Source organism: Cupriavidus sp. PB-02 (assembly GCF_058252315.1).
Window position 1 is genome coordinate 1,033,734 of record NZ_CM177695.1, and the last position, 24,003, is coordinate 1,057,736.

The 24,003-nt window shown below is 62.6% G+C and carries 18 protein-coding genes and 2 pseudogenes; 9 read left to right on the top strand and 11 right to left on the bottom strand.

Going from position 1 to position 24,003, the window contains the following annotated elements; all coding sequences use genetic code 11:
- Positions 1-16 precede the first annotated feature (16 nt).
- The 5 genes from AC10V3_RS25495 to AC10V3_RS25515 form a co-directional block, all read right to left on the bottom strand.
- On the bottom strand, positions 17-3,220 hold the full coding sequence (locus tag AC10V3_RS25495) for an efflux RND transporter permease subunit (protein ID WP_490924172.1): 3,204 nt from the start codon (positions 3,218-3,220) through the stop codon (positions 17-19).
- Between the two features lie 26 nt (positions 3,221-3,246).
- The gene (locus tag AC10V3_RS25500) at positions 3,247-4,431 is read right to left on the bottom strand and encodes an efflux RND transporter periplasmic adaptor subunit (protein ID WP_490924173.1); all 1,185 of its coding nucleotides are present in this window, start codon (positions 4,429-4,431) and stop codon (positions 3,247-3,249) included.
- 198 nt (positions 4,432-4,629) lie between these two features.
- Positions 4,630-5,424, bottom strand: a complete 795-nt coding sequence (locus tag AC10V3_RS25505) for an alpha/beta hydrolase (RefSeq protein ID WP_490924174.1) — start codon at positions 5,422-5,424, stop codon at positions 4,630-4,632.
- A gap of 142 nt (positions 5,425-5,566) precedes the next feature.
- Positions 5,567-6,538, bottom strand: a complete 972-nt coding sequence (locus AC10V3_RS25510) for a LysR family transcriptional regulator (RefSeq protein WP_490924175.1) — start codon at positions 6,536-6,538, stop codon at positions 5,567-5,569.
- A gap of 1 nt (position 6,539) precedes the next feature.
- Complete coding sequence (locus AC10V3_RS25515; RefSeq protein ID WP_490924176.1) at positions 6,540-7,202, bottom strand: gamma-glutamylcyclotransferase; 663 nt, start codon at positions 7,200-7,202, stop codon at positions 6,540-6,542.
- 98 nt (positions 7,203-7,300) lie between these two features.
- On the opposite strand from AC10V3_RS25515, the gene AC10V3_RS25520 reads away from it, so the two are divergent.
- On the top strand, positions 7,301-8,212 hold the full coding sequence (locus AC10V3_RS25520) for a LysR family transcriptional regulator (protein WP_490924177.1): 912 nt from the start codon (positions 7,301-7,303) through the stop codon (positions 8,210-8,212).
- A gap of 212 nt (positions 8,213-8,424) precedes the next feature.
- A complete protein-coding gene (locus AC10V3_RS25525; RefSeq protein WP_490924178.1) occupies positions 8,425-9,732 on the top strand; it encodes an epoxide hydrolase family protein in 1,308 nt (435 codons plus the stop codon).
- A 167-nt stretch (positions 9,733-9,899) separates the two neighbouring features.
- Here the strand turns inward: AC10V3_RS25525 and AC10V3_RS25530 are convergent, their stop codons facing one another.
- Together AC10V3_RS25530 and AC10V3_RS25535 are read right to left on the bottom strand one after the other, a co-directional pair.
- A complete protein-coding gene (locus AC10V3_RS25530) occupies positions 9,900-10,334 on the bottom strand; it encodes a hypothetical protein (protein ID WP_490924179.1) in 435 nt (144 codons plus the stop codon).
- 58 nt (positions 10,335-10,392) lie between these two features.
- Positions 10,393-11,037 carry a glutathione S-transferase family protein gene (locus AC10V3_RS25535; RefSeq protein WP_490924180.1) on the bottom strand — a complete coding sequence of 215 codons (645 nt, stop codon included), beginning with the start codon at positions 11,035-11,037 and terminating at the stop codon, positions 10,393-10,395.
- Positions 11,038-11,580: 543 nt separating this feature from the next.
- On the opposite strand from AC10V3_RS25535, the gene AC10V3_RS25540 reads away from it, so the two are divergent.
- Complete coding sequence (locus AC10V3_RS25540; RefSeq protein ID WP_490924181.1) at positions 11,581-11,949, top strand: hypothetical protein; 369 nt, start codon at positions 11,581-11,583, stop codon at positions 11,947-11,949.
- Between the two features lie 432 nt (positions 11,950-12,381).
- Here AC10V3_RS25540 and AC10V3_RS25545 read toward each other — a convergent pair whose 3' ends face one another.
- Positions 12,382-12,603 carry a DUF2188 domain-containing protein gene (locus AC10V3_RS25545; protein ID WP_490924182.1) on the bottom strand — a complete coding sequence of 74 codons (222 nt, stop codon included), beginning with the start codon at positions 12,601-12,603 and terminating at the stop codon, positions 12,382-12,384.
- Positions 12,604-12,872: 269 nt separating this feature from the next.
- Positions 12,873-13,190 carry a hypothetical protein gene (locus AC10V3_RS25550; protein ID WP_454752858.1) on the bottom strand — a complete coding sequence of 106 codons (318 nt, stop codon included), beginning with the start codon at positions 13,188-13,190 and terminating at the stop codon, positions 12,873-12,875.
- A gap of 327 nt (positions 13,191-13,517) precedes the next feature.
- On the opposite strand from AC10V3_RS25550, the gene AC10V3_RS25555 reads away from it, so the two are divergent.
- From AC10V3_RS25555 to AC10V3_RS25565, 3 genes and pseudogenes are all read left to right on the top strand, one after another.
- Complete coding sequence (locus AC10V3_RS25555; protein WP_454752859.1) at positions 13,518-13,961, top strand: hypothetical protein; 444 nt, start codon at positions 13,518-13,520, stop codon at positions 13,959-13,961.
- 1,930 nt (positions 13,962-15,891) lie between these two features.
- Positions 15,892-17,234 (top strand): annotated as a pseudogene (locus AC10V3_RS25560) (IS110 family RNA-guided transposase).
- Between the two features lie 295 nt (positions 17,235-17,529).
- Positions 17,530-18,879: an IS110 family RNA-guided transposase gene (locus tag AC10V3_RS25565; protein WP_490924183.1), complete on the top strand. Its 1,350-nt coding sequence runs from the start codon at positions 17,530-17,532 to the stop codon at positions 18,877-18,879.
- Between the two features lie 25 nt (positions 18,880-18,904).
- On the opposite strand, the gene AC10V3_RS25570 is transcribed toward AC10V3_RS25565, so the two are convergent.
- Positions 18,905-19,102: a GNAT family N-acetyltransferase gene (locus AC10V3_RS25570; protein WP_490924184.1), complete on the bottom strand. Its 198-nt coding sequence runs from the start codon at positions 19,100-19,102 to the stop codon at positions 18,905-18,907.
- Between the two features lie 640 nt (positions 19,103-19,742).
- On the opposite strand from AC10V3_RS25570, the gene AC10V3_RS25575 reads away from it, so the two are divergent.
- Entirely contained in the window at positions 19,743-20,063 is a 321-nt protein-coding gene (locus tag AC10V3_RS25575; protein WP_454752861.1) for a hypothetical protein, read from the top strand.
- A 226-nt stretch (positions 20,064-20,289) separates the two neighbouring features.
- Here AC10V3_RS25575 and AC10V3_RS25580 read toward each other — a convergent pair.
- Positions 20,290-20,721 (bottom strand): annotated as a pseudogene (locus tag AC10V3_RS25580) (polysaccharide deacetylase family protein); the annotation flags it as partial.
- A 124-nt stretch (positions 20,722-20,845) separates the two neighbouring features.
- Between AC10V3_RS25580 and AC10V3_RS25585 the strand changes: the two are divergent.
- Together AC10V3_RS25585 and AC10V3_RS25590 are read left to right on the top strand one after the other, a co-directional pair.
- On the top strand, positions 20,846-21,847 hold the full coding sequence (locus AC10V3_RS25585) for a hypothetical protein (protein ID WP_454752862.1): 1,002 nt from the start codon (positions 20,846-20,848) through the stop codon (positions 21,845-21,847).
- Between the two features lie 33 nt (positions 21,848-21,880).
- The gene (locus tag AC10V3_RS25590) at positions 21,881-23,995 is read left to right on the top strand and encodes a hypothetical protein (protein WP_490924185.1); all 2,115 of its coding nucleotides are present in this window, start codon (positions 21,881-21,883) and stop codon (positions 23,993-23,995) included.
- Positions 23,996-24,003 lie beyond the last annotated feature (8 nt).

Here is a 24,003-nt window from a genome sequence, read left to right on the forward strand (position 1 = left end):
CTCCTTGCGTCCGGGCTTACTCGGCTGACAGCGCCGTCGGCGCGGGGCCATGTAGCGGTTGCGTATGCGTGTGGTGCTTGTCCAGGATCGGCTTGCCGCCAGTCAGCTTGCGCAGGGCCACGTAGAACACAGGCGTCAGTAGCAGGCCGAACAACGTCACGCCAAGCATCCCGAAGAACACCGCAATCCCCATGGCGCGGCGCATTTCGGCACCGGCACCGGTGGACATCACCAGCGGCACCACACCCATGATGAAAGCGATGGACGTCATCAGAATCGGACGCAGACGCAAGCGGCTGGCCTCGATGGCGGCCTGTACGATGCTGCGGCCTTGCATTTCCAGTTCCCGTGCGAATTCCACGATCAGGATCGCGTTCTTCGCGGATAGCCCTACAAGTACCATCAGGCCGATCTGCGTGAAGATGTTGTTGTCGCCGCGCGTGACCCACACACCAAGCAGCGCTGACAGAATCGACATCGGCACGATCAGCAGGATGGCCAGCGGCAGCGTCAGGCTTTCGTACTGCGCGGCCAGCACCAGGAACACGAGCAGCACGCTGATTGGGAACACCCAGAATGCGGCGTTGCCGGCCAGCACTTCCTGATACGTCAGGTCCGTCCATTCCATCTTGATGCCGCGCGGCAGCGTCTCGGCGGCAATGCGTTCGATCGCGGCCTTGGCCTGGCCCGACGAATAGCCAGGTGCGGGGCCACCGTTGATATCGGCGGCGGTGAAGCCGTTGTAGCGCACCACCATTTCCGGACCATAGGTCGGTGAGACCGTCACCAGCGACGACAGTGGCACCATCTCGCCCACGGCATTGCGCGTCTTGAGCTGGAGAATGTCGGCTGCCGTGGCGCGGAACTGCGAATCGGCCTGGGCACGCACCTGATAGACGCGACCGAACTGATTGAAGTCGTTCACGTACAGCGAGCCGAGGTAGATCTGCATCGTGTCGAATACGTCGGTGACGTTTACGCCAAGCTGCTTGGCCTTGGTGCGGTCGAGGTCGACATCGAGCTGTGGCACGTTGATCTGAAAGCTCGTGAACATCGGGCCCAGTTCAGGTGCCTTGGCGGCGGCCTTCATGAACGCCTGCGTGGCATCGTTGAGCGCTTCGTAGCCAAGTGATCCACGATCTTCCAATTGCAGCTTGAAGCCGCCCAGCGTGCCCAGGCCCTGTACCGGTGGAGGCGGGAAAGTACCGGTGACGGCGTCCTTGATCACTTCCGCGTACTTGGCGTTAAGCGCCGCCGCGATTTCCTCGGCCGATTCACCAGGGCCGCGTTCCTTCGAGGGCTTGAGCACCGGAAACACCAGGCCACTGCTCGACGAGTTGCTGAAGCCGTTCACCGACAAACCGGGGAAGGCAGGCACGCCGACCACGCCCGGCTGCTTCAACGCGATGTCGGTCATCTTGCGTACCACTTCTTCCGTGCGTTCCAGCGACGATCCCGGCGGAAGCTGCGCGATGCTCACCAGGTAGTCCTTGTCCTGACCCGGCACGAATCCGCCCGGCACGACCTTGCCCATCAGAATGGCGCCGGCCAGCAGGATGCCGTAGATGACGAACATGACGGCCTTGCGCTGAATGACGCCGCCCACGCCCTTGCCGTAGGAATCCGAACCGCGGTTGAACACCTTGTTGAAGCGCACGAAGAACGGCCCGAGGACCTTGTCCATCGCACGCGTCAGGGCATCCTTCGGTGCGTGGTGATCCTTCAGCAGCAGGGCAGCCAGCGCCGGAGACAGCGTCAGCGAGTTGAATGCGGAGATCACCGTCGAGATGGCGATCGTCATCGCGAACTGCTGATAGAACTGACCCGTCAGGCCCTTCATGAAGGCCAGTGGCACGAACACGGCCACCAGCGTCAGCGCGATGGCCACAATCGGTCCGCTGACTTCCTGCATGGCCTTGTACGTGGCTTCGCGCGGCGTCAGGCCCTCGGAGATATTGCGCTCGACGTTCTCCACCACCACGATCGCATCATCCACCACGATCCCGATGGCGAGCACCAGGCCGAAGAGCGACAGCGCATTGATCGTGAAGCCGAAACCAAGCAACAGTGCGAACGTACCGACGATGGACACCGGCACGGCCAGCAGCGGGATCAGCGAAGCACGCCATGTCTGCAGGAACACGATCACCACCAGCACCACCAGCGCGATGGCCTCGAACAGCGTGTGGACCACGGCGTCGATGCTCTCCTTCACGAAGCGCGTCGGGTCGTACACGATGTCGGCGCGTACATCCTCTGGCATTTCCTTCTGCAGTTCGGCCATGATGGCGCGCACATCGTCGGAAATCTGCAGCGAATTGGCATTCGGCTGCTGGAAGATGATGATCTGGACGGCCTCCTTGTTGCTGAGCATCGCGCGCAGCGCAAATTCGGCGGACGACAGTTCGATGCGCGCGACATCCGAGAGATGCACAACACCGCCATCCGGATTCGTCTTGAGGATGATGTTCCGGAACTGCTCCTCGGTCTTCAGGCGGCCTTGCGCATTAATCGAGAGCTGCATCGGCACATTGGTCGCCATCGGCGCACCGCCCACGATACCGGCCGCCACCTGGACGTTCTGCTCGCGGATGGACTTGACGACGTCGCTGGCGGTCATGTTCTGACGTGCCACCTTCTGCGGATCGAGCCAGACGCGCATCGAATAGTCGCCCGCGCCCCACAGCACCACTTCACCGACACCCGGCACACGTGCCAGACGATCCTTGACGTTGATGAGTGCGTAGTTGCGCAGGTAGGTCAGGTCGTACTTGCCGTTTGGCGACACAAGGTTGACCCCCATCGTCAGCGTCGGTGACGACTTCACGGTCGTCACGCCAAGACGCTGCACGTCTTCCGGCAGGCGCGGCAGCGCCTGGTTGACGCGGTTCTGCACGAGCTGTGCGGCCTTGTCCGGATCGGTGCCGAGCTTGAATGTCACCGTCGTGGTCATATTGCCGTCGCTGTTGGCTTGCGACTGCATGTACAGCATGTCCTCGACGCCGTTGATCTTCTCTTCCAGCGGCGAGGCGACGGTTTCCGCAATGACTTTCGGATTCGCCCCCGGATACTGGGCGCGGACCATGACGGAAGGCGGAACCACTTCCGGATATTCGGCGGTAGGCAACTGCACCAGCGCGATCAGGCCGGCCAGCAACACCACCACCGATAGCACGCCCGCAAAGATCGGGCGGTCGATGAAGAACTTGGAGATGTTCATGATGAACTCCGTGGGGCGTAACCTGATCAGGCCGCCGGCTTCGTGATGCGAGCAACGTCAACCATGTTCACGGCGCGGGGCTTCACGGCGTCGTTCGGGCGCACGCGCTGCATGCCGCTGACCACGATCTGGTCGCCGGACTGCAAGCCCTTCTCGACGATGCGCAGGCCGTCGTGGATGTTGCCGATCTTGATTTCGCGGTACTCGATGGCGTTGTCCTTGCCCACCACGAGCACGTACTTCTTGGCCTGGTCGGTGCCGACGGCTGCGTCGTAGATCATCACGGCGTCGCGCGGCTGGCCGCCGCCAACCTTCACGCGTGCGTAGAGTCCCGGTACCAGCGCGCCATCGGCGTTGTCAAAACGCGCCCGCACGCGGATCGTGCCGGACGAGACGTCGAGGCGGTTGTCGACCGAGACGATCGCGCCGGTACGGGAGTAGCCGCTTTCATCGGCGAGACCCAGTTCAACGGGCACGTCTTTCTTGCCAGCATCGCGAAAGTAACGCAGATAGGTTTGTTCGTCGACTTCGAACGATGCGTACATCGGTGAGACGGATACCACCGTAGTCAACAGCGGGGCGCTGGCACCGGTAGAGACGATGTTGCCGACGGTCAGCTCGGCGCGCGAGACGCGGCCGGCAACGGGCGCCACCACGTCGGTGTACGACAGATTCACGCGCGCTGCGTCGAGTGCGGCGCGTGCGGCCTTGACGCTGGCAGATGCTTCGCGCGCGGCGTTTTGCTTCTCGTCATAGTCACGCTTGGCAATCGCATTGCTGCCGATCAGACGATCTGCTCGTGCGGCGTCGCTCGATGCATAGGCGGCGCGCGCCTCGGCGGCGGCAAGCTGCGCGGCAGCACGGTCGACCTCGGCTTGATAGGAGCGGGGATCAATCGTGAAGAGCGATGCGCCCTTCTTCACGAGCTGGCCATCCTTGAAGTGGACGGCAACGATCTTGCCGGGGACCAGCGGGCGGATATCGACCTTGTCGATAGCTTCGAGCCGACCCGAATAGCTCTGCCATTCGGTAATCTGCCCCGCCACGACCGTGGCCACGTCGACATCGGCGGCCGCAGGCGTGTTGGCACCTGCCTGGGCGCTAGTGACCGGGTTGGCATCAATGCCGAAATGGTGGGTGGCGGCACCGATGGCACCCAGGACGAACAGCGTGCCCAGTGCTACGGAAAGCCGTTTGCGGTTGGCGTTCATGTCAAAAGCTCCAATCAGGGGTTCACAGAGTCAGTGGCGGAAAATGCGTAGTGGCTCGCCTTTGCAAGCAGTATGGTTGTCATTAAATTGCGGATAAAGGACGGTTTTGTTGATTCACTGTGTCCACTGTGGAGACAATTGACGGTGTCGCCGGCTTGCCGCCCGGAGCGGTCGTGATGTCGCTTTTGCCGGGGAGGATCAGAAAAGTCGGCGCAAGAAGGCGGCTACTTCGTCGAGGGCTTGCGGGTGCGTGATGAGATCCCGATGGCACAAGCCCTGGTAGCGAGAGGCTTCGGTGCGAACCCCGGCGGCGATCAGTTTCGCGGCGTAGCTTTCACCCTCGAACCGGAAAGGGTCATGCTCGGCGCCAACGATCAAGGTAGTGGGCATTCCACCAAGGCGGCGCGATTCCAGCGGCGCGGCGTAGGGATGCACCAGCAACGCCGATCGCGGCAGCCATTGTCGATATCGACGCGCTGCGGCGAGCGCCTCAAGATGGATCGAGCAGGAATTGATGGTCGAGGCAATCCGGGTCAGGCTGGGGTCGAGCAACGGCGCAATGAGCGCGAGCGCGCTTACGGTGGCATCCTTGCTGCCACCGCTTCGGTCGCGATGCATGGCGGCAAGCCCGTTTGCGATGTTGCCGCCGGCTTCATGGCCCGCCAGTGCAATTCGCGTGGCGTCGGCACGGCAGTGCCGGGCATTTTCGACCGCCCACATCAGGGCAAGATATGCGTCCTCTGCCGCGGCGGGAAACGGGTAATGCGGCGCGAGCGAATAGCCAACGGATACGACCCAGGCCGGTATCGATTCGGCCAGGTGCGATGCCTGCTTGTGTGCTTCATCCAGGTCGCCCTCCGTGAATCCGCCGCCATGAAAGTACAGGACGATAGGAAGCAGGCTCTTGTCGAACGTTGGCCGATAGTGGCGCAGGACAATGTGTTGAGCGTGTCCTGAGATCGGTACGTCCTGGATTTCCAGCTTTGGGTTCATGGTGGCGCCTTGCCTGTCATCAAGGCGGGTGAATTGAAGATGCGAACGCAGTCACTGTACGACGCGGCGAGTTCAAGATAAGCCTCTTTTGGCGACGAAGAGAATTCATGTAAATGGAAAAATCCCGGGCATCCGAGCGCCTTTATGCAGCGATGGATGCCAAAGCCTTGATGCGCTTGCCCGGTGAACGTGGAATGTCTTGGACACCTGCCTGAACCGACGGGTTACGCGCGAACAGCTCTGCGCTCCAGTCTACGAATGCCCTGACTTGCGGCGACAGGTGTCTGTTCTGGGGGTAGACGGCCGAGATCGGCAATGGCGCGGGGCGGAACGCGGGCAACACCTCGACGAGCGCGCCGCTTTCCAGATACGGCTGCGCGATAACACGTGGAACCTGAATCAGGCCAAGCCCCATCACGCCACATTGCAGATGGGCATCGCCATCATTTGCCGAGAGCCGCGAGCGGGCGCGCACGTTCACCGCATTGCCGTTCACGCTGAAGTTCAGGTTCACCATCCGCCCGGTTCGTGTCGAGAAGTAGTTGACGGTCAGATGGTCTTGCAATGCATCGAGGGTTGTCGGCTCGCCATGCTGTGCAATGTAGGTGCGGCTTGCTGCCGTGACGAGCTGGAAGACGCCAAGCCGTCGCGCGATCATGGACGAGTCTTCCAGTTCGCCGATCCGGATAACGCAGTCGATGCCCTCCTGAACCAGATCGACGAGCCGGTCACCAAATCCAAGCGTGAGGTCGATGTCTGGATAGCGGGCATGAAAATCGTTGAGCGCAGGCACGATGATCAGCTTGCCCAGCGACCCGGACAGGTCGACGCGAAGCTTGCCGCGCGGTGCGCGTGTAATGTCGGCGAACTCGGCTTCGGCGGCGTCGACCTCCGCCAGAATGCGGGCGCATTTCTCGTAGTACGCGGCGCCTTCCGACGTCACGCTCAAGCTTCTGGTCGTGCGATTCAGCAACCTGACACGCAGGAATGCTTCAAGCTCCTGAATGACGCGTGTCACTGAGCCGCGTGGCACGCCGAGCGAGTCTGCCGCTCGTGAAAAGCTGTTTGTATCCACAACACGGGTGAACACGTGCATGGCGTGGAGTTTGTCCATTTCAGGCTTCTCCGCGCAAATGCCGCAACGCGGCAGCCAGGGTATCAACGTAGGTGTCGCGCAACTCGCGCGCATGCAGCGCGGATTCCAGCTTGAAGACGTACTCGGCGTTGGTGCCGAAGGATCCGGCCGCGCGCGAGATGATGGGCGCGATCGTCGCAACTGAGGCATCGCGCTCGAACAACGGCCGGCTCGCATCGGCCACGAACGCGATGGCATGCGTTTCCGTCCCGTCGTCCAGCGTGACGGAGGCCCAGGTTGGCCGGTAGGCGCCACCCACCATTTCGCGTCGCCACACCACGCGCAGTTCTTCGTCACGCCGTGACGCGGTCAGGCGAAGCGCGACGCCTTGCGTGGTTCCACCCACCTCAAGGCCGAGCATGCGGCCTGGGCGTTCCGAACTGCCGCGCCCGGCGATGCTGCGCAGGCAGAAGCTGCGGTGCCATCCATGCATCGTCGCCACCGAACGCCGATCGAAGTCGAGCAGTGGATTCCAGATGAGCGAGCCATAGGCAAAGATCCAGATGTCCTCGCCGATATCGGGCCGCGCGGCAAGCGTCGCGGTCAGAGAGGCGTCGATCAGGTCCTGGGTCCAGCGAAACTCCGCGGGGAGTTCCAGGTTGTCGAGGTAAAGGCCGGACTGGAGGGATTCTCTTGTCAGCATGCGAGTGTCGGAGGCGAGGAGCTTGCAAGCATTGTGGTTGCTGCAACTCGGCTGATAAACTGCGCAAATTGATTTTCTTTGTCGCCCGGGGAGAGACAATGGTCGAGCGCGTGGAAGCCCAGGTTCAGGACATCGAGTCTTTCCTGGCGGTGGCTCAAAGGGGAAGCTTTACGCGCGCAGCGGAAGGCCTGGGCACAAGCAAGTCGAACGTGGGCAAGGCCGTACAACGACTCGAGATGCGACTCGGCACCCGGCTGTTCCAGCGAACCACGCGCGCGGTACGCCTGACCGAAGACGGTGAGACCTACATGCTGGCGGCACAGGCTGCCCTGGAAGGCCTGCGTGAAGCCGAGCAAGCACTGGCAGCACGGCGAGCGGAACCCATCGGGCGCGTTCGACTGGACGTGCCGGCGGGTTTCGGCAGATTGCTGCTGCCGTTTCTTGCCGCATTGAGGCGCCGTTATCCGAAAGTGACGCTGGACATGGCATTGACCGATCGCATGTCGGACCCCGTCGCCGAGGGGTGGGACATTGTCGTGCGCATTGGAGAACTTCCGGCCGAAGGCGACATGACCGTGCGCAAGCTTTGCGATCTGCGGCTCGGTTTGTACGCGTCGCCGGAGTACCTGAAACGCAAGGGCGCCATCCACACGGTGGCCGATTTAAGCAACCACGATGCCGTGATCTTTCGCGGTCCGACGGGGCGAAACCGGCCCTGGTCAGTATTTGACAATGGGCATGTGCGCGACATCGTGATGGAGCCCGTTCTGGTGCTTGCGGATGGGCAAGCGCTTGTCGACGCCGCGATAAGCGGCTTTGGCATCGCGCAGATTTTCGATCGCGTTGCACAGCCTCATGTGGCGGCAGGCCGATTGACGCATATCCTGCCAGCGGCCGATGTCGACGGCCCACCGGTACACGCCATCATCCCCGTTGGCCGAAGAATGGCGGCCAAGACGCGGGCCGTTCTCAATCAACTGGCGGACAGCTTGCGCGAAGACGGCACGTGAGGCCGACGCGCCATCGTTGCGCCCATCTCAAAAAACAGGTCGATCCCGGCAACGCCAAAGCAGTGCGCGAGATCCGTCGATTGTTATTTGTGGCGCGCAACTGATTTGCCGGCGCGAGGATTTATCGGTGCATGGCGAATCGCTACATTGCCTTTCGCGGGACGGAGGTCATTGCGGCTCACCGTCTGCAGAATCCTCGAAAGGAAAATTGCATGTCTGACTCCAAAAACGCCGGTAGCACCGGTATCGAACCGGCCGAGCACGTGGATGATACGCGCCGTCGTCTCATCCAGGCCGCGGCTGCCGTCACGGCCGGTGTCTTGCCTTCGACACCGAGCTTCGCCACGGCAGATGATGCAGCCCCGGCCACGGCAAGCAGCGAGAATATTGTCCCGTTCAGGATCGCTGTTCCACAGACCGTTCTGGATGATCTCCAGCGGCGACTGGATGCCACGCGTTTCCCAGAGCGCGAGACGGTACGTGATCAGTCCCAGGGCGCCAAGCTGGACAAGGTCCGCGCTCTCGTCGAGTATTGGCGTACCAACTATGATTGGCGTCGCGTGGAGGATCGGCTGAACCGGTATCCGCAGTTCAAGACCCATGTCGACGGGCTTGGCATTCATTTTCTCCACATCAAGTCCAAGCATGCCGATGCGATGCCGCTGATCATGACGCATGGCTGGCCAGGCTCCATCATCGAATTCCTCGACGTCATCGAGCCGCTTGTCGATCCGACAGCGCATGGCGGTCAGGCCACGGATGCATTCCACGTGGTCCTGCCGTCGATTCCAGGCTATGGCTTCAGCGACAAGCCCACGGAAAAAGGCTGGGGCCGCCAGCGCATTGCCAAAGCCTGGGGAACGCTCATGCATCGCCTTGGCTACAAGCGGTATCTAGCGCAGGGCGGTGACTGGGGCAGCGTGATCACCACCGAAATGGCGCGACAAAAGCTGCCGGGTTTGATGGCTGTGCATGTGAACCTGCCGTTTGTCGTACCCCATACCTTGCCGACCCATCCCACTGCGGAAGAGAAAGTGGCCATCGACCAGGTCATGCGCTTTGCGACCGACGGCTCCTATTACCATCATCTGCAGGTCACCCGGCCGCAAACCATTGGCTATGCTTTGGCGGACTCGCCGGCCAGCCAGGCGGCGTGGATCTACGAGAAGCTCTCCGCGTGGTCAGATAGCGGTGAAAATCCCGAGTCGGTCCTGACCTACGATCAGATGCTCGACAACGTCATGTTCTACTGGGTCACGAACAGTGGCGCCTCGTCCGCGCGTATGTATGCGGAGAATGCTGACCTCACGTTTGGCTCGGTGCCATTGGAAATTCCGGTAGCCGTTACGGTATTTCCTGGCGAGATCTACACGCCGCCGAAGCACTGGTGCGAACAGACTTACAGCAAGATGTTCTATTGGAACCGTGCGCAACACGGCGGTCATTTCGCCGCGTTCGAGCAACCGAAGATCTTTGTATCGGAAATTCGGGCGGCGTTCGCCAGCAGGCAACGTGCCTGAAGTCGGTTGACATGCATCCGGGCCGCTCGCATGGGCGGCCTTTTGTCTTGTGCGGCGCGCCGGGACCTGGGTGTGAATCCGAGATCCGGGTGGCCGGGAAAAGGTTTCAAAGGTACGGCCCTGCAAAGCTGCCGGGCCGGTCGGGGAACGAACCGGCAATGCCTCAATCAAGGCAATGTCGATCCGAGCAGCCAACTCTCGACAAAGAGCGTCAGGACGCCGAGTATCAGCGCGATACCCCCAATCGTTGCGGAGAGCAGCAGTGCGGGATTGGTGATGATGTCAGCCCACATCGGAAGCGTCTGCTCAACGCTGAGTGCCAACATGGCGGTGAGTGTGCCGAATCCGAAACTGCCTACCGCAACCTGCAGGAGCAACATCGCCTTTCGCAAGAGATCTTGCCGGCGTAGCGTGATGTGCGCTGTCGCACGGGGGGCGGGTGAGCTTGCTCCGGACTGTCTCTTGCGCCTGACGAGCCGGCGTTGGTCTTCATGCACCATGCTCAACCGGTTGGTGGCACCAAGCAGAAGTACGGTCGAAGCGTTTGTCAGCAGCGCCGGACCGGTGATGAGCGACAAAGTGGAAGCAAGGCTTGCTGGCATATGCGTGGTGAAACAGTGGATGGAGCGGCCATTGGCCGCCCCGATGCCGTCCGACGGATCAGGCGGCGGCTTTCATGGCTTCGTGCTTGGCTACTGCTGCTGCCTCATCCTTGAGTGCCTTCTTGACCGAATGACGCGCCTCGATGCGGGCGATATAGTCGAACAGATTCTTGAGATGGGTAATCGGTGCGCCCGAGCGCTCGTGCCACAGCGTCGCCCACACATAGGCATCGGCAACCGTGAATTTGTCGCCCGTCAGGTACGCTCGACCGTCAGCCAGTTGAGCGTCGAGCTTCGAGTAGGCGGCGACGAGCTTGTCGCGCGTCCATTGCGTACCGAACTCGGTTTGCAGCTTGCGCATCAACGGGATGTGCTTCTGCGCAATTTCCGTGGCGAGGAAGGTCAGCAACTGATCGAACTTGACGCGTTCCAGCGTGCCGTGCGGCGGAATCAGTCCGGCGGCCAGGTGCTGGTCGGCGAGGTATGACGTGATGATCGTCGTTTCCGTCAGCAGCGTCTGCTCCGCGTCATCGAGAGCGAGCACCGGCACGTAGGCCATCGGATTGATCTTGCTGAAGTCGTCATTCGCGGATGTGCTCTTGCCGAACACGTCATAGTGGATGAGTTCGGGTTCCAGCCCCAGTTCGTTGGCGATGACCTGAACGGCGAGCGAGCACGTGGCGTGAGCGATGTAGAGTTTCATGGCGACAATCCCTTGGTTAGTTTGGTGGTGCGCCGGTCTGCTTGATGGCATGGGCGGCGTCACGGAAGTCACTGTACTAACCACCTACGAGGCGATAAAGATTCGGTATGGCGTCAAAGTGTCGCCCATTGGGAGACAATCGAGCGGATCCATGCTTCGGGCAATGCGCCCTCCGGGCGCGTTACCGTCCCTGGCAGCAGTTGATGTGTGCCAATTGCGATACTTACGGCCGCGCTGGGCGCATGGAGAACTTATAGGGCCAGTTCACGGTGAGCCGACAGTTGCTGCGGCAGTGGCTGATTGCAGCCAATTTTCAGCCAACCATGAGGTAGCGGTTGTATGGCTGCATATGGCCCGGAAAGCGACTTCCGCCTATGAACGGGTCATCGTACTTTCCGTGAAAAATATGGCGGTAGCAGACCGCAGACCCGCCCGTAGTAAGGCTTCTCAGTGGAACGAATCACACGCCGTCAGGGTATTCCTAACCTATTGATAGATAAGTCCTTTCCAGTGCAAAGCGCCAGAAATTGCACGGAAAGTACGATGACCCCTAATTTGAGTTCTTCCAGCGCTGCAGGAGCGGACCGCGCGCAAAAGGAGCGAGCGACCGAAGACATCCGGACGGAACTGGCGGCGGCGCGCCACGAGGCCCCGGATGCCGCGGTGGCTCAGGCGGAAGTTCGGGCCCGGCTCGAAGCCGAGGCCGCGGCGCTCGCCGACCGCCGGCTCGCGGTCGCCGAAAAGGCGCAGCAGCGCACCCCCGTGCCGAGCGGGGCGAAACCGAAGCGGCAGAATTGCGCGTGGTGCCGCGCGAGCCGAAGGGTGTTGGTGGGCGGCGGCGCAAGATCGCGGCCGGGCGCCGACAACGAATCAAGAGGCGGGCACACCCCTGGCCCATTTCAATCCGAATGACGGCAACGATGGCAACGAAGAATGAGCCGGCGGAAGCGATCCGCTGGGTCCGCACCCGGCCGCCTCCAGTTCCTCCATTGTTAGCCCATAGCCTTCAGCACTGGTTTAGCCAATTCCGTCATCGCTGTCGCGAGTCGGACAGCGGTGGTGGGGGCCCACCAGATTTGACATAACGTCAGATCACGGAAAAAATACCTCGGGTGGCATGGTAAGTTTCCCAGTGGCCCAGTTGCCAAGCCCTTTCCAGTCTTATATTCGCAGGAAGACCCCTCAGGTCGGGGTGGGTGTCCGAGGGGTAAGCAACGTCGGGCGGAATAGCGCTCCAACCCCGCTATTCAGTCTAGTTTTTTACGTTTCGGTATGGCCGGGGCGTAGGTGTGAGAGAGCGAACTTTTGGAGGTGTGGCGTTGCGACATGCACGGATCCATAGCCTCACCCCTTGACGTCCCGAGGATCGTTGCCGAAGGAATTGCGCTCCCGGATCTGGCCGTCGCGGCCATGGATCAGCAACTCGACCTTCTTCTGCTTGGCCCGCTCGGTGCCGGCAGCGATGGCCGCCTGCTGAGTGTCGAAGGTCTCCCGGCCGAGGCCACCCTCGGTCCAAACAGCCCAGCGGTCATCTGCGGGCACAACGTGGATGTTCTGGCCTGGCATGGCTGTCTCCTTGAAGTTGATGGAGCCAGTCTCTGCGCGCTGCGGTGGCTCCGGTGGATGGCACGCAGCTCTGCAACCTTGAGGTCCAGGGCCGCTATGCGCTTGTGATTGACGTTCTCTGCACTAAACGTGCGAAGCAATGCTTCCACATCACGAAGGTCTGCCTTGGTTGCAAGACGCGGCCTCATAGCGTTACCCGCAAATCTGATGAGTAATGACGAAGGCCTCGGCGTTACGACAAATTCCCACCAGCATGGCGCTCGCCCATTTTAGTCATCGTAGTCACCATGCCGGCGTCGCCACTCGCGTCGACGCTCGCGCCATTCGCGTTCGCGCCAGCGTTGCTCCCGCCACGCACGCTCCCGCCACGCACGATGCCGCCAGTCGTCGTAGTAATAGCCCGGAGCAACGACCACAGGCGGAGGTTGGACGAATACCGGGGCGGGCTCGTAGTAGGGCTGCGGCGGGACGACAACCGCTGGCCCGGGAATCCCGATACCGATATCCACGTCCACGCGTGCCTCAGCTACGTAGGGAGTGAGCCCGATAACCCCGGTCAGAAGCATAAATGCTGAAACGTTTCGCATGGCTTGCTCCTTCTCTCTCTACGGGCAGTCTAGGCCGGCGCGGTTCGATGGTGCATTAGTCAAATCGCACGCCTGTTACTTTTTGTAATGCGATGCAGGGCGCTGCCTTTCCCAGCGGGCATGAACGCACCGGACAGCGTCCGCGTGGAGGATAACTTCGAGAAGGACGAGCAGGCGGGTTCGGTAACCTCGTGATTCATGTTTGCCAGTTGCAGAATTTACGGATTGTCACGACTTATGGGTCAACTCGGACGACGACCGTTCCGTTTTTTCCCGGTAAGCACGGCGCATTGCCGAGCTGCTAAATATCTCCCAGGAGTTCACGTCATGAAGAAGCTGTTCGCTGCTCTCGCCTCCGCCGCCCTCGTCGGTTCCGTTTTCGCGCAGACTGGTGTGCCAGCTTCCGCGACTCCGCCGCAGGGCGAGGCGGCGAAAGACCAGGTAAAGGTCGTCAAGGAGAAGAGCGCCCCGCAGGCAAAAGCCGACAAGAACAAGAAGATTGCCGGCGCACAGGGCGATGAAGTAAAGGCCCAAGCCAGCGCCGACAAGGCGAAGGCTGACGTAAAGGCTGATGCCAATAAGTCCGCCGCCAAGGTTCCCCACCACAAGGCGAGCAAGACAAAGGCCACCCATACAGAGGCTGGTATGGCGAAGGCTGACGCAAAGAATGATTCCGGCAAGCCCAAGGCCAAGGCGGATGTGGCGAAGCCCGAGGCGCAGCCCGAAGCCGCGAAGGCCGCAGCCAGCGTGGACAAGACGAAGAAGCAGTAAGCTGCTCCCATCGGGCGAACCGAGGGGCCGTTGCCAGGGCGCAGCCGTTGCAACGAAGCCTGAGTGCAGGAGCTTTGCGGAGAGCTTAGGGTGGCTGGAAGACCGGCCTGGCCTCTCCGCGCTTGTCAAGTTTGGGGAATCGTCATGAGGCCCATTCTCGCATTGCTGATTGCCGCCTCTACGCTGCTCGGCGTTTGCGTCGTGGTCCCGTACGATAGCGGATACTACTATGGTCCGTACGGGTACCGGGGCTACCGATACCACGGACACCATCGACTCCACGGAGATAGCTACTAAGGCAGGGAGAGCGGCAACAATGCCGCGCTTCGAGATGCGCCAAACTATCGCGGCTTCCATGTCTACGAACCAACCGGCACCGCAAAGCGGCTCTGGCGGGAGTGCGGTGCTGTGAACAGCATCAGCATGTATCGATGCATTGCGTGGACCACCAATCAGCGGCGGCATTGCGCGCAATTGTAGGTGCAGGCGCCAGGGCACTCCAGCGTATAAATGTGCTCGAGTGCGAGCCGAAGACTCAGGGAAGTTCCTGCTTCTTGTAGGGGTCCTTTCAAGTAAAGGGGAGAGGTCGGCCAAGAGTTCGGCGGTCGGCCTGGCTCGACCGACAAGATCGCCTGCGTGGTAGCCGCTTCTACCGCTGCGCTGCCTGTGGCGTGCGATTCGCAGTAACTGGCGATGCTCTGGTCGCCATCGAGCAGGGGCGCTGGGATGTTGCTGAACTGAAAGGCGGCGGTTAGGCAGGGCATTGCTTCGGGCGTCCTGCCGCGCATCGAGGTCGCTGCAGGAAGGCCGAGCGCGTTCGCGGTCGGCCGTCAGGCGTCCTGAACTCTGTCGCATGACGTTCCTGCGGCTATGAGAACATCCATCGATGCGTTGGGCTTGCGGTCAATTTGCGGCTCAGCAACCATTTGATCGCCCGGCAGCAGCCGCAGGAACGCTTGTCGGCTTTCACCGTCAGCATGGTGAACGAGTAAATGTCATCCGGCCGATCCCTCCAAAGGCCGGCTAGCCCAAACGCAGGCTCGTCGGTCAGCCAGATCTTTTACCGCGTCGACTTGGCCCCGGCTTCGTAGTTCGGCTCATAGACGGCCGTGGCCGGTAACGGCAAGATGCAGCCCATGGACGCGCACACGACAAGGTACACCGTATGGACATGCGGGGCTGGAGCTAGACCTTCCCGACAGGCCGTTGCCTTCCCGGACGTTGAGCGTTGGTAGTTGGCTGGCCGCTCGATGTTGCGAAACGGCCAGTCGACATTGACAAACAACAAGGGGATAAAGCTCCCTCGTAAAAACAGCGAAGACCAGTTAGCCTTGCCATCCTCTGTTGTAGGGGCTGTAGTCAGCGGGACCTCAGGCTAGTAACGTTGAATTGGCATCCAACGAGACACTCTCGCTATCGCAGCTCACATCGCATGCCAAGCGCCGATGCTTGGGCCGCGCGCTGGACTGCGGGCGATGACTTCACCTCCAGTGGCACTTTTTCATCCGCAACAAGCGAGAATCCCCAGCGAGCGAAATAAGCGGGAGCCACCGTGGAGAAGAGATAGGCGTCTCGTGCTTCTGTGCCGCGAGCCCGCATCAATAGTGTTTCAACCAGACACCCTGCAATGCCTCTGTCTCGGTAATCAGGTTCCACTGCTACTGAGCTTCCCAAGCCCAAGCCCAAGCCTGTGCCCGGCGTTCGCGAAGAAACGACTATAAAGGGGAACGGCAGCGCCGAGATGACCGATAACCCATTGGTGCGAGCTCGCGGCGATTGGCCTCGCTGCTGGGTGAGCCCGTTATTGAGCCTGGTCCGGGAATCGTCGGCGACAGTGGTGAGCGCAGCGATGCGCATCCCGTTTGAGAGATCGAGTCGAAATCGACGCTTCCCATGGCGCTGCCGTTCACTGACGATCTTGGAGCAAGCCATGGCCATGCGCAAGCGAGAAGACGAGGTGTTTCCCAACGCGGCGGGGATCGATGTCGGAGCATCGAGCCACTGGGTCGCCGTGCCCCGCCATGCGACTGACGACCCGGTGCGCGAATTCGGCGCGATGACCGATGACCTGCACGCGCTGGCCGATTGGCTGATTGCATGTGGCGTCGACACGGTGGCGCTGGAATCCACCGGGGTGTACTGGATCCCGGTGTACGAAGTGCTGGAGCAGCGCGGGCTGAAGGTCTGGCTGGTCGATGCACGGCAGATGAAATACGTGCCCGGGCGCAAGAGCGACGTGCTCGACTGCCAGTGGCTGCAGAAGCTAATGAGTCTGGGGCTGTTGCGGGCGGCCTGGCGGCCTGGCGGCCCGGCGACGAGGTCTGTGTGGTGCGCGCAGTGGCCCGCCAGCGCGAAGTGCTGCTCACCGAGCAGGCCAGTTGGGTGCAGCGCATACAAAAGGCACTGGTGCAGATGAACATCCAGCTCACCGAGGTGCTCAGTGACGTGATGGGTATGACCGGACGGGCCATCATCCGCGCCATCGTGGCCGGCGAGCGCGATGCAAAGGTACTGGCGCGCCACCGTCACAGCCGCGTCAAGGCCAGCGCCGAGGAAGTCACCCGGGCGCTGACGGGTAACTGGCGCGAAGAGCATCTGTTTGTACTCGCCCAGGCGCTGGCCATGTACGACCACATTGCACGGCATCTGGCCGAGTGCGAGACGAAGCTGCAGGCGTTGCTGGGCAAGTTGGGCCAGTGCCAAATCGACTTGGGCAAAGTCCCCCGAGCCGGCAGCAAGCTGCGTGCCGAATTCGATGTCCGCCAGGTCATGGCCAACTGGGCGGGCGTGGACCTCACGCGCATCAATGGACTGGGCGCGACTGCCGTGCTGAAGATCCTCTCGGAGATCGGCACGGACCTCAGCCGCTTCGCCAATGTCAAGCATTTCTGTTCGTGGCTAGGCCTGTGCCCCGGCACCAAGATCAGCGGCGGCAAGGTGCTCGCCTCGGGCACTAAGCGCTCGGCGAACCGGGCGCGCCAGGCATTGAAGATGGCCGCCATGAGTCTGTCGCACAGCGACTCGGCGCTCGGCGCCTTCTACCGCCGCCTGTGCGCCCGCATGGACAAACCGCGCGCCAATACCGCTGTCGCCCATAAACTCGCGCGGATGGTGTACTTCATGCTGACCCGGGGTGAGGCCTTCGTCGATCAGGGCCAGCAGCGCTACGAGGAACAGCAGCGCCAGCGCAGCATCGCGGCTCTCCAGCGCCGCGCCGCCGCGCTCGGCTTCCAAATCACCCCAATGGCCTCAACGCCAGCCCCAACGTCCTAACAACCCACCGTTCCCATCTCGTTTCTCAGGAGAGCATCCCAAGCCCGTGCCAGGCCCGGCGTTGGCGGAGAAACGGACATTTGGCTATACCGGTGAACGGCAGCGCCGCGATGACCGACAGACCAATGGTGCGCGCTCGCGGCATGCACGCCGTCGAGTGAGCCCGCATGAGAGCATGGTCCGGGATTCGTCGGCGACAGTGGTGAGCGCAGCGATGCGCATCCCGTTCAGGAGATCGAGTCAACTTCGACGCTTCCCAGGGCGCTGCCGTTCACTGACGATTCTGGAGCAGGCGATGGCGATGCGCAAGCGAGACGACGACGAGGTGTTTCCGAAGGCGGCGGGGATCGATGTGGGTGGGTCCAGCCACTGGGTGGCGATACCACGGTACTTGGCCGAGCAGGCAGCGTGCGAGCCGGTGCGTGAATTCGGCGCGATGACCGATGACCTGCACGCGCTGGCCGATTGGCTGCTGGCGTGCGGCGTCGACACGGTAGCGCTGGAATCCACCGGGGTCTACTGGATCCCGGTGTACGAGGTGCTGGAGCAGCGCGGCTCGACGGTGTGGCTGGTCGACGCGCGGCAGCTGAAGTACGTGCCCGGGCGCAAGAGCGACGTGCTCGACTGCCAGTGGTTGCAGAAGCTGATGAGCCTGGGGCTGCTGCGCGCGGCCTGGCGCCCCGACAGCGAGGTGTGTGTGGTGCGCGCAGTGGCCCGCCAGCGCGAAGTGCTGCTCACCGAGCAGGCCGACTGGGTGCTGCGCATGCAGAAGGCGCTGGTGCAGATGAACCTCCAGCTCACCGAGGTGCTCACCGACGTGATGGGCATGACCGGGCAGGCCATCGTGCGGGCGATTGTGGCGGGCGAGCGTGACGCCAAAACGCTGGCACGGCATCGCCATGGATGCGTCAAGGCCAGCGAGCGCGACATCGAGCGGGCGCTGACGGGCAACTGGCGCGAGGAGCACCTGTTCGTGCTCGGGCAGGCCCTGGGGATGTTCGACAGTCTGGCCCAGCGCATCCTCGAGTGTGACGCCAAGATCGAGGCGTTGCTGGTGCCGCTGGGCCGTCACGAGGTCGAACTCGGCGGGCCAGGCAAGCGGCGCGGCAAGAACACCCCGACGTTTGATGCCCGCACCGCGCTGGCGAACTGGGCTGGAGTCGACCTGACGCGCATCAATGGCCTGGCGGTCACCTCGGTGCTGACGATCCTCTCGGAGATCGGGCCTGACTTGAGCCGCTTTGCCAACGTCAAGCACTTCTGCTCGTGGCTGGGGCTGTGTCCCGGCACCAAGGTCAGCGGCGGCAAGGTCTTATCCGCGCGTACCCGGCGTTCCACCAACCGGGTGCGCCAGGCGCTCAAGCTCGCCGCCATGAGCCTGGCGCGTAACGACTCGGCGCTCGGCGCCTTCTACCGCCGCCTGTGCGCCCGCATGGACAAACCGCGCGCCAATACCGCTGTCGCCCATAAACTCGCGCGGATGGTGTACTTCATGCTGACCCGGGGTGAGGCCTTCGTCGATCAGGGCCAGCAGCGCTACGAGGAACAGCAGCGCCAGCGCAGCATCGCGGCTCTCCAGCGCCGCGCCGCCGCGCTCGGCTTCCAAATCACCCCAATGGCCTCAACGCCAGCCCCAACGTCCTAACAACCCACCGTTCCCATCTCGTTTCTCAGGAGCGAATTAGAACGCTCGAGCCGTGATGCTCCGCAGCTGCACATCCAATAATGCGGCCTTCATACAGCGCAACTTGGAAGTCCTCGATTATCTTGAATGTATTCGAGGTGGGGAGGCCGCATCGCTCAAGCAATGCAGCTATGTGATGCCAATCTGAACGAAAGGCCGAACGTAAAACAACGTCGGTCAGCATGATGATGTAACTCCTGCGTGCGTCCTCTTCGGCCAAGAAGGCCGGTGGCGCGCCTCTGATGGAGTGTGCGCAGTCGATCGGCATTGATCTGCCCTTGAAACTCGTGGTCGGACGCTGATGGGCGGACTGGGGCCAGTTACAACGATCCGGCGTTTCTCGCACAGCGGCGCGGTGTGCCCCAATGCCCCGCCGCAGGCAACTTGCGCGAAACCCTGTCGCGTTTGATTGGCGCGGCCGTGGCGCCGTAAAAGCGTTCGAAGCCGGATTCCAGGAAGGCGCGAGCTCCTACGACGCACTAACCTTGCCCGGCTCAGGCAAATAGAAAAGGCCCTCGGCCGGGGTGGTCGAGGGCTAGAAGTGGTAGCGGGTAGATCGCAGAACCACCCGAACGGAAGGACCGACCGGGTTTGGGTGTATTCACATCACTCATATTGGTGATGTTGGTTCGGAGCGACAGCCAGGGTGAAGCTGTTGCGCTGTTGCCGTCACAGGAGTGGATACAAAGCCTTACAAGACGCTCAAGCCGCAGTGGTCAACCGTGACAACCTACCGTCGTTACACAAGGTAACCGGCTTTAGGTTCTGCTCCTACCCGGGCGAGAACGCCCTAAGGTGTGAGCATCATTCGACGGAACAGCATCATGCAGAAGATCTTGGCGGTTTGTGTAATCGCAGCCGCCTCCGCGCTTGCCTCAAGCGCTGCGCAAGCAAGAGTAGACGTCGGAATTGGCATCGGTATTCCAGGTGTCGTAGTTGCAGCACCTCCGCCCCCGGTGTACTACGAGCCGGCCCCTGTCTACGTTGCGCCGCGCCCAGTGGTAGTGGCGCCTGGTTATTACTACGACGATTGGCAAGCACGCGCATGGCGTGAGCAACAGTGGCGTGAGCAGCGGTGGAGGGAGCGCGAGTGGCGGGAGCGCCATCGCAAGTGGCACCGTTGGCACGATGACGAAGACGATTGAAGCCGATTCTCAGGGCGACGCGGTAAGTAAGCGTTGGGCTTTTCTTCGGCGCGCCCGAAAATGGTGCGTCTTGCGTGGTGCGTCTTGCGCAACCGGCGTCCGGCTGTGCTGCCACCCCTGGAAACCGAAGTGGTGCCCGTCCTGCGGCAGCAGGTGGCCCGGGCACTGGACGTAAGCGGCGCTGCCACACATGACCCCGTGGCGCGAGGCCGGCCGCCTCCCGCCGCTAGCCGCGCCGCCTGTCCTCATGCCGCGTCAGGCATTTCTGGAGGAAGCGGAACAGGTTGGTCCCGCAGTGCACGTGGACGCGTGGCAGGCCAAAGGGGTCGTCATCGACGCGTGCCAGGCCACGCTGCGTCAGCGTGGCATTGTCGTGGCCCGCCTCGCGCGCCATCTCCCGGTGCGCCGCCTGCTGTTCGCCATATGGATAGCAGAAGGCCGTGACCGGCCCTGCCACCAGGTCCTCCAGGTCCGCCTTGGAAGCTGCGATCTGCCGGCGGGCTTCGGCCAGCGGCACCGCCGGCAGGTGTACATGGTCGATCGTAAGGGCACCGGCTTTATTGCCGAGGCGGGCCCATTCGCGTATCTCCGCCGCATTCATCAGCGGAGCAGGCGGCTATCCATGGCTGGCGTCCCAGATGTTGCTGTCGTCGATCTGGCACCGGCTTTAATGGCTTTCTCCCGCAATGTGATCCATCCCTGACAATACACTCAGCCATGCTTGTCGCGTGACGTTGCATTGACTAGAGTGAGTTCTTCTTCCGTCATAACAGGTGACAGTTATGGTCGTTCGGAGAACCGAGAGTCGCATTCCGAGCCAACTCCAGGCTTCCGATCTGGGGTCGGCCGTAGTCTCGGGCGACGGCCATTGCGCGCTGGTTTCCTTTGTCACCTCTCCCATCGTTGTCAATCGCGATAACGTCTACGTCGTGTTCGTGACCGATCCGGCGCTTGCTGCGTCGGCCGCGTTGTATGAATGGACGATGTCCCTGGATGGCGGCGCGCCTGACGTGCGCACCACGCCGCATGGCGAGCTGAGCTGCCGTCCGCCCGCAAGCGGCAGCCTGCATCTGCTGGTCCGCATCCTCGATGCCGGGAGCGCCGAGCAGGCACGGCTTGAAATGACGCAGGACGTGGTCGGAACCAGCGCGGCACTCGAAGCGCTGATCGAGAGCGCACGTAACGAGCAAGGCCCGACGGTGGTCAATCCCGATGTCGCGCGCGAGCTGGTCAACGAGCACAACCACTACTACCAGAATGTTGCGCTCGGCACGCCTGAGCCGGGCGATGGCTTCAAGACCTTCGTGTTCACGATGGTGCATGACGGCGCGCTCGAACAGGATCCCGACAACCGCAGGCAACGGCTGGACCGCATCGCCGCGTCACTGAACGACGAGGAGGGCGATTTCGCCACGCTCGCCGCGGGAGGATTCGGCGTCTGCGCGATCCGGATGGGGCTGCTCGCCATGACCACGCCGACCAGCGCGGGGGCGTCGCCCGCCCTGGCCTGGACCGAGCTGCCGGAGTCGGGCGCACCGCATGCGTCGGCCGAAGCGCAGCTTCGCCAGGCGCTCGGCGCGCTGGACGTGGACACGCGAACGGACCTGTTCAACCGCGCCCGCTTTCCCAAAAGCAATATTACCCAGTGCGGTCGCATTCTCGAGACCTTGCGCGACCGCTATTTCGGCGGCGTTGCGTTCAACGACGTGCTTACCGGCATGTCGGGCACGCGCGCGCACTGGATCGTTCGCCACTATCGGGAAGGGCCGTTGCATCACGAGTGAAATAAGAAGGGCTAACCACTCCGGTGAGGGACCATGCCAACCACCAGGCGGAACCAGACGGGGAATACCACGGCTTTGCAGGGGATCCCGCCGAACACACCGGGGGGAAGCGGCACGCCGGGCGGCGGTGGCGGCGGGACCGCGGTGAACCGCCCCGCGCCCGCGCCGACGGGGCCGGCGCCATTGCTCGGCGAGCCCGAATTCATTCCGCAGCACACCTTCATCTCGGCGGCGCAGCCGAACGACAACGGCTTTATCGCCAATGCGCTCAACTTCCACAACAACGTGTCGCTCCGCCCCAGGACGGTCGGCTCGATCGAGGAAATCCTGGAACTGCTTGCCAACCCGGCGGAAACGGGAAGCGGCGTGCTCGACCGCATCCGCATCGTGTCGCACTTTTTCGTGCCGGACCCGGGCGAGCCCGACCAGCCCAGCAATATGGGGATCAACTTCCTGCGCAACGGGGGGCGCGGCGCGCTGAATCGGTTCTTCGAGGGCTTCGCGCAAAGCAGCATCGCGGGCCTGCGCGCGCTGCTGGTCTTTGACCTGGTCGGCGGCCAGAGCGCGCTCACCATCTTCAACAGCCCTGAAACGCTGGTGCTGTCGGCGGTCCGTGCGGCCGGGCAGGGCGCGGCGGTCGACGCGGTATTTCCCCCGGCGGGCACGCCCTCGGACAACAAGAAGGAATTCGTTATTTTGCACGCCGCCAGATGGGTGCTGGCCCACGGCATGTCCGGCATCGCCGATGCTACCTTGCGGGCCAATCTGACGAGCGCCTACGACCTGCTGCTCACCGATCTGCGTCCCCGGCTGATAGCCGCCCCCGACAACGTGCCCGGCCCGCAGCTCGATGCCCTGGCCGCCGCCATCGCGGGCCTTGCCAATCTGGGCGGCGCACAAGTCGTAAGCCCCGCGAACCTGGCGCGCTATGCCGCCAACGTGGCGGCGGGACTGGCCGCGTTCGCTGGCGATGCTTTCCGCAACAAGATGCTGGCGGTGCGACCCCGTTTCGACCGCTTTACCACCATCGACATCCGCGGCTGCCGGGCGGGCACGGACATGGCCTACCTTGCCGCGGTGCAGGCGTTCTTCGGCCGTACGGGCTCGGTGCGTCCGGTCGTGACAGCCCCCAATTTCTTCCAGCGCTTCAACCAGATTTCCGCGACGACGATGCATGGCCAGCCGCCGCAAGGCCTGGCCGCGACGATCAACGGCCTGCACAATTCCGGAATTCCGCCGACCTATACCGCGGCCCAGGTCCGCACGCAGTTCGGCGTGTGGGCGGATGGCTTCGGCATCGGCGCGGCCCATCTGACGTTCTGGCACACGACCTTCCAGCTCGGCGTGCTGGAATTCTGCAAGTTGCAATGGCGCGCCGGCATCCCGGCGCGGCGCGTCACCATCTCGCGGCTCGATGCGCTGCCGGGCGTCGCCTTCGCGGACCTGTTCAACCGGCTGGGCGATATTTTCCTGGTTCGCGTGGCGCAGCGGCCCACGGCTGCGCAACTCGGTGTCATCTCGCCAAAACTGGGGAACCTGAATACCTGGACGACGCAGCTCGATGCCGCCATCGACCCCACATCCACGGCAGCGCAGCTGAGCGCGCACTTCACCAACTACAAGACCATCTATGAAGCGGTGGAGGCGCGCATGAGCAACGCGTCCTTCCACAATTCCCCGCAGCGCATCGTTCCGCCCACCGAGCCGGCCAGCTTTACCGTGGCAAAGGCCACGACGATGCGGACGAACCTGAGGAACTTCATCCAGACCAACGCCAATTCCATCTTCGCGCCGGTACGCGTGTTCCTGGCCGCCGCGGATGCCAATACCCAGGATGCGCCGGCACGCATGCGTTACCTCCTGGCGCTCGGCCTGGTGTTCCAGCTGGCGCACACCACCAGCGTCGATTTCAATGTGCAGATCCTGGTGCTGCTCGACGACGGCACCGGGGGCGGGCCGCACCACGAGGCAATCCGGCACTGGATGCGCGCGGGCTGGCGCGGCGTTGCGCCGCCCACCATCGCGCCCGGCCTCGATTTCAATCTTGCCCGCCATTCGCAATGGGTGGTGTCCGACCGGACGCAGGGACCCGCGGGCGTGTGTCCGCACCCCAGCTATATGTCCCACATCGTCACGCAACCGGCATGAGGCAAAGG

What these genes read in the sequence shown, in the direction of transcription:
- AC10V3_RS25550 (WP_454752858.1), bottom strand. Translation starts at nt 13,190, where the DNA reads ATGCGAAACGTTTCAGCATTTATGCTTCTGACCGGGGTTATCGGGCTC.
- AC10V3_RS25570 (WP_490924184.1), bottom strand. Translation starts at nt 19,102, where the DNA reads ATGCTGACCGACGTTGTTTTACGTTCGGCCTTTCGTTCAGATTGGCAT.
- AC10V3_RS25555 (WP_454752859.1), top strand. Translation starts at nt 13,518, where the DNA reads ATGAAGAAGCTGTTCGCTGCTCTCGCCTCCGCCGCCCTCGTCGGTTCC.
- AC10V3_RS25515 (WP_490924176.1), bottom strand. Translation starts at nt 7,202, where the DNA reads ATGCTGACAAGAGAATCCCTCCAGTCCGGCCTTTACCTCGACAACCTG.
- AC10V3_RS25510 (WP_490924175.1), bottom strand. Translation starts at nt 6,538, where the DNA reads ATGGACAAACTCCACGCCATGCACGTGTTCACCCGTGTTGTGGATACA.
- AC10V3_RS25525 (WP_490924178.1), top strand. Translation starts at nt 8,425, where the DNA reads ATGTCTGACTCCAAAAACGCCGGTAGCACCGGTATCGAACCGGCCGAG.
- AC10V3_RS25500 (WP_490924173.1), bottom strand. Translation starts at nt 4,431, where the DNA reads ATGAACGCCAACCGCAAACGGCTTTCCGTAGCACTGGGCACGCTGTTC.
- AC10V3_RS25505 (WP_490924174.1), bottom strand. Translation starts at nt 5,424, where the DNA reads ATGAACCCAAAGCTGGAAATCCAGGACGTACCGATCTCAGGACACGCT.
- AC10V3_RS25545 (WP_490924182.1), bottom strand. Translation starts at nt 12,603, where the DNA reads ATGCCAGGCCAGAACATCCACGTTGTGCCCGCAGATGACCGCTGGGCT.
- AC10V3_RS25590 (WP_490924185.1), top strand. Translation starts at nt 21,881, where the DNA reads ATGCCAACCACCAGGCGGAACCAGACGGGGAATACCACGGCTTTGCAG.
- AC10V3_RS25520 (WP_490924177.1), top strand. Translation starts at nt 7,301, where the DNA reads ATGGTCGAGCGCGTGGAAGCCCAGGTTCAGGACATCGAGTCTTTCCTG.
- AC10V3_RS25585 (WP_454752862.1), top strand. Translation starts at nt 20,846, where the DNA reads ATGGTCGTTCGGAGAACCGAGAGTCGCATTCCGAGCCAACTCCAGGCT.
- AC10V3_RS25495 (WP_490924172.1), bottom strand. Translation starts at nt 3,220, where the DNA reads ATGAACATCTCCAAGTTCTTCATCGACCGCCCGATCTTTGCGGGCGTG.
- AC10V3_RS25535 (WP_490924180.1), bottom strand. Translation starts at nt 11,037, where the DNA reads ATGAAACTCTACATCGCTCACGCCACGTGCTCGCTCGCCGTTCAGGTC.
- AC10V3_RS25540 (WP_490924181.1), top strand. Translation starts at nt 11,581, where the DNA reads ATGACCCCTAATTTGAGTTCTTCCAGCGCTGCAGGAGCGGACCGCGCG.
- AC10V3_RS25565 (WP_490924183.1), top strand. Translation starts at nt 17,530, where the DNA reads ATGGCGATGCGCAAGCGAGACGACGACGAGGTGTTTCCGAAGGCGGCG.
- AC10V3_RS25575 (WP_454752861.1), top strand. Translation starts at nt 19,743, where the DNA reads ATGCAGAAGATCTTGGCGGTTTGTGTAATCGCAGCCGCCTCCGCGCTT.
- AC10V3_RS25530 (WP_490924179.1), bottom strand. Translation starts at nt 10,334, where the DNA reads ATGCCAGCAAGCCTTGCTTCCACTTTGTCGCTCATCACCGGTCCGGCG.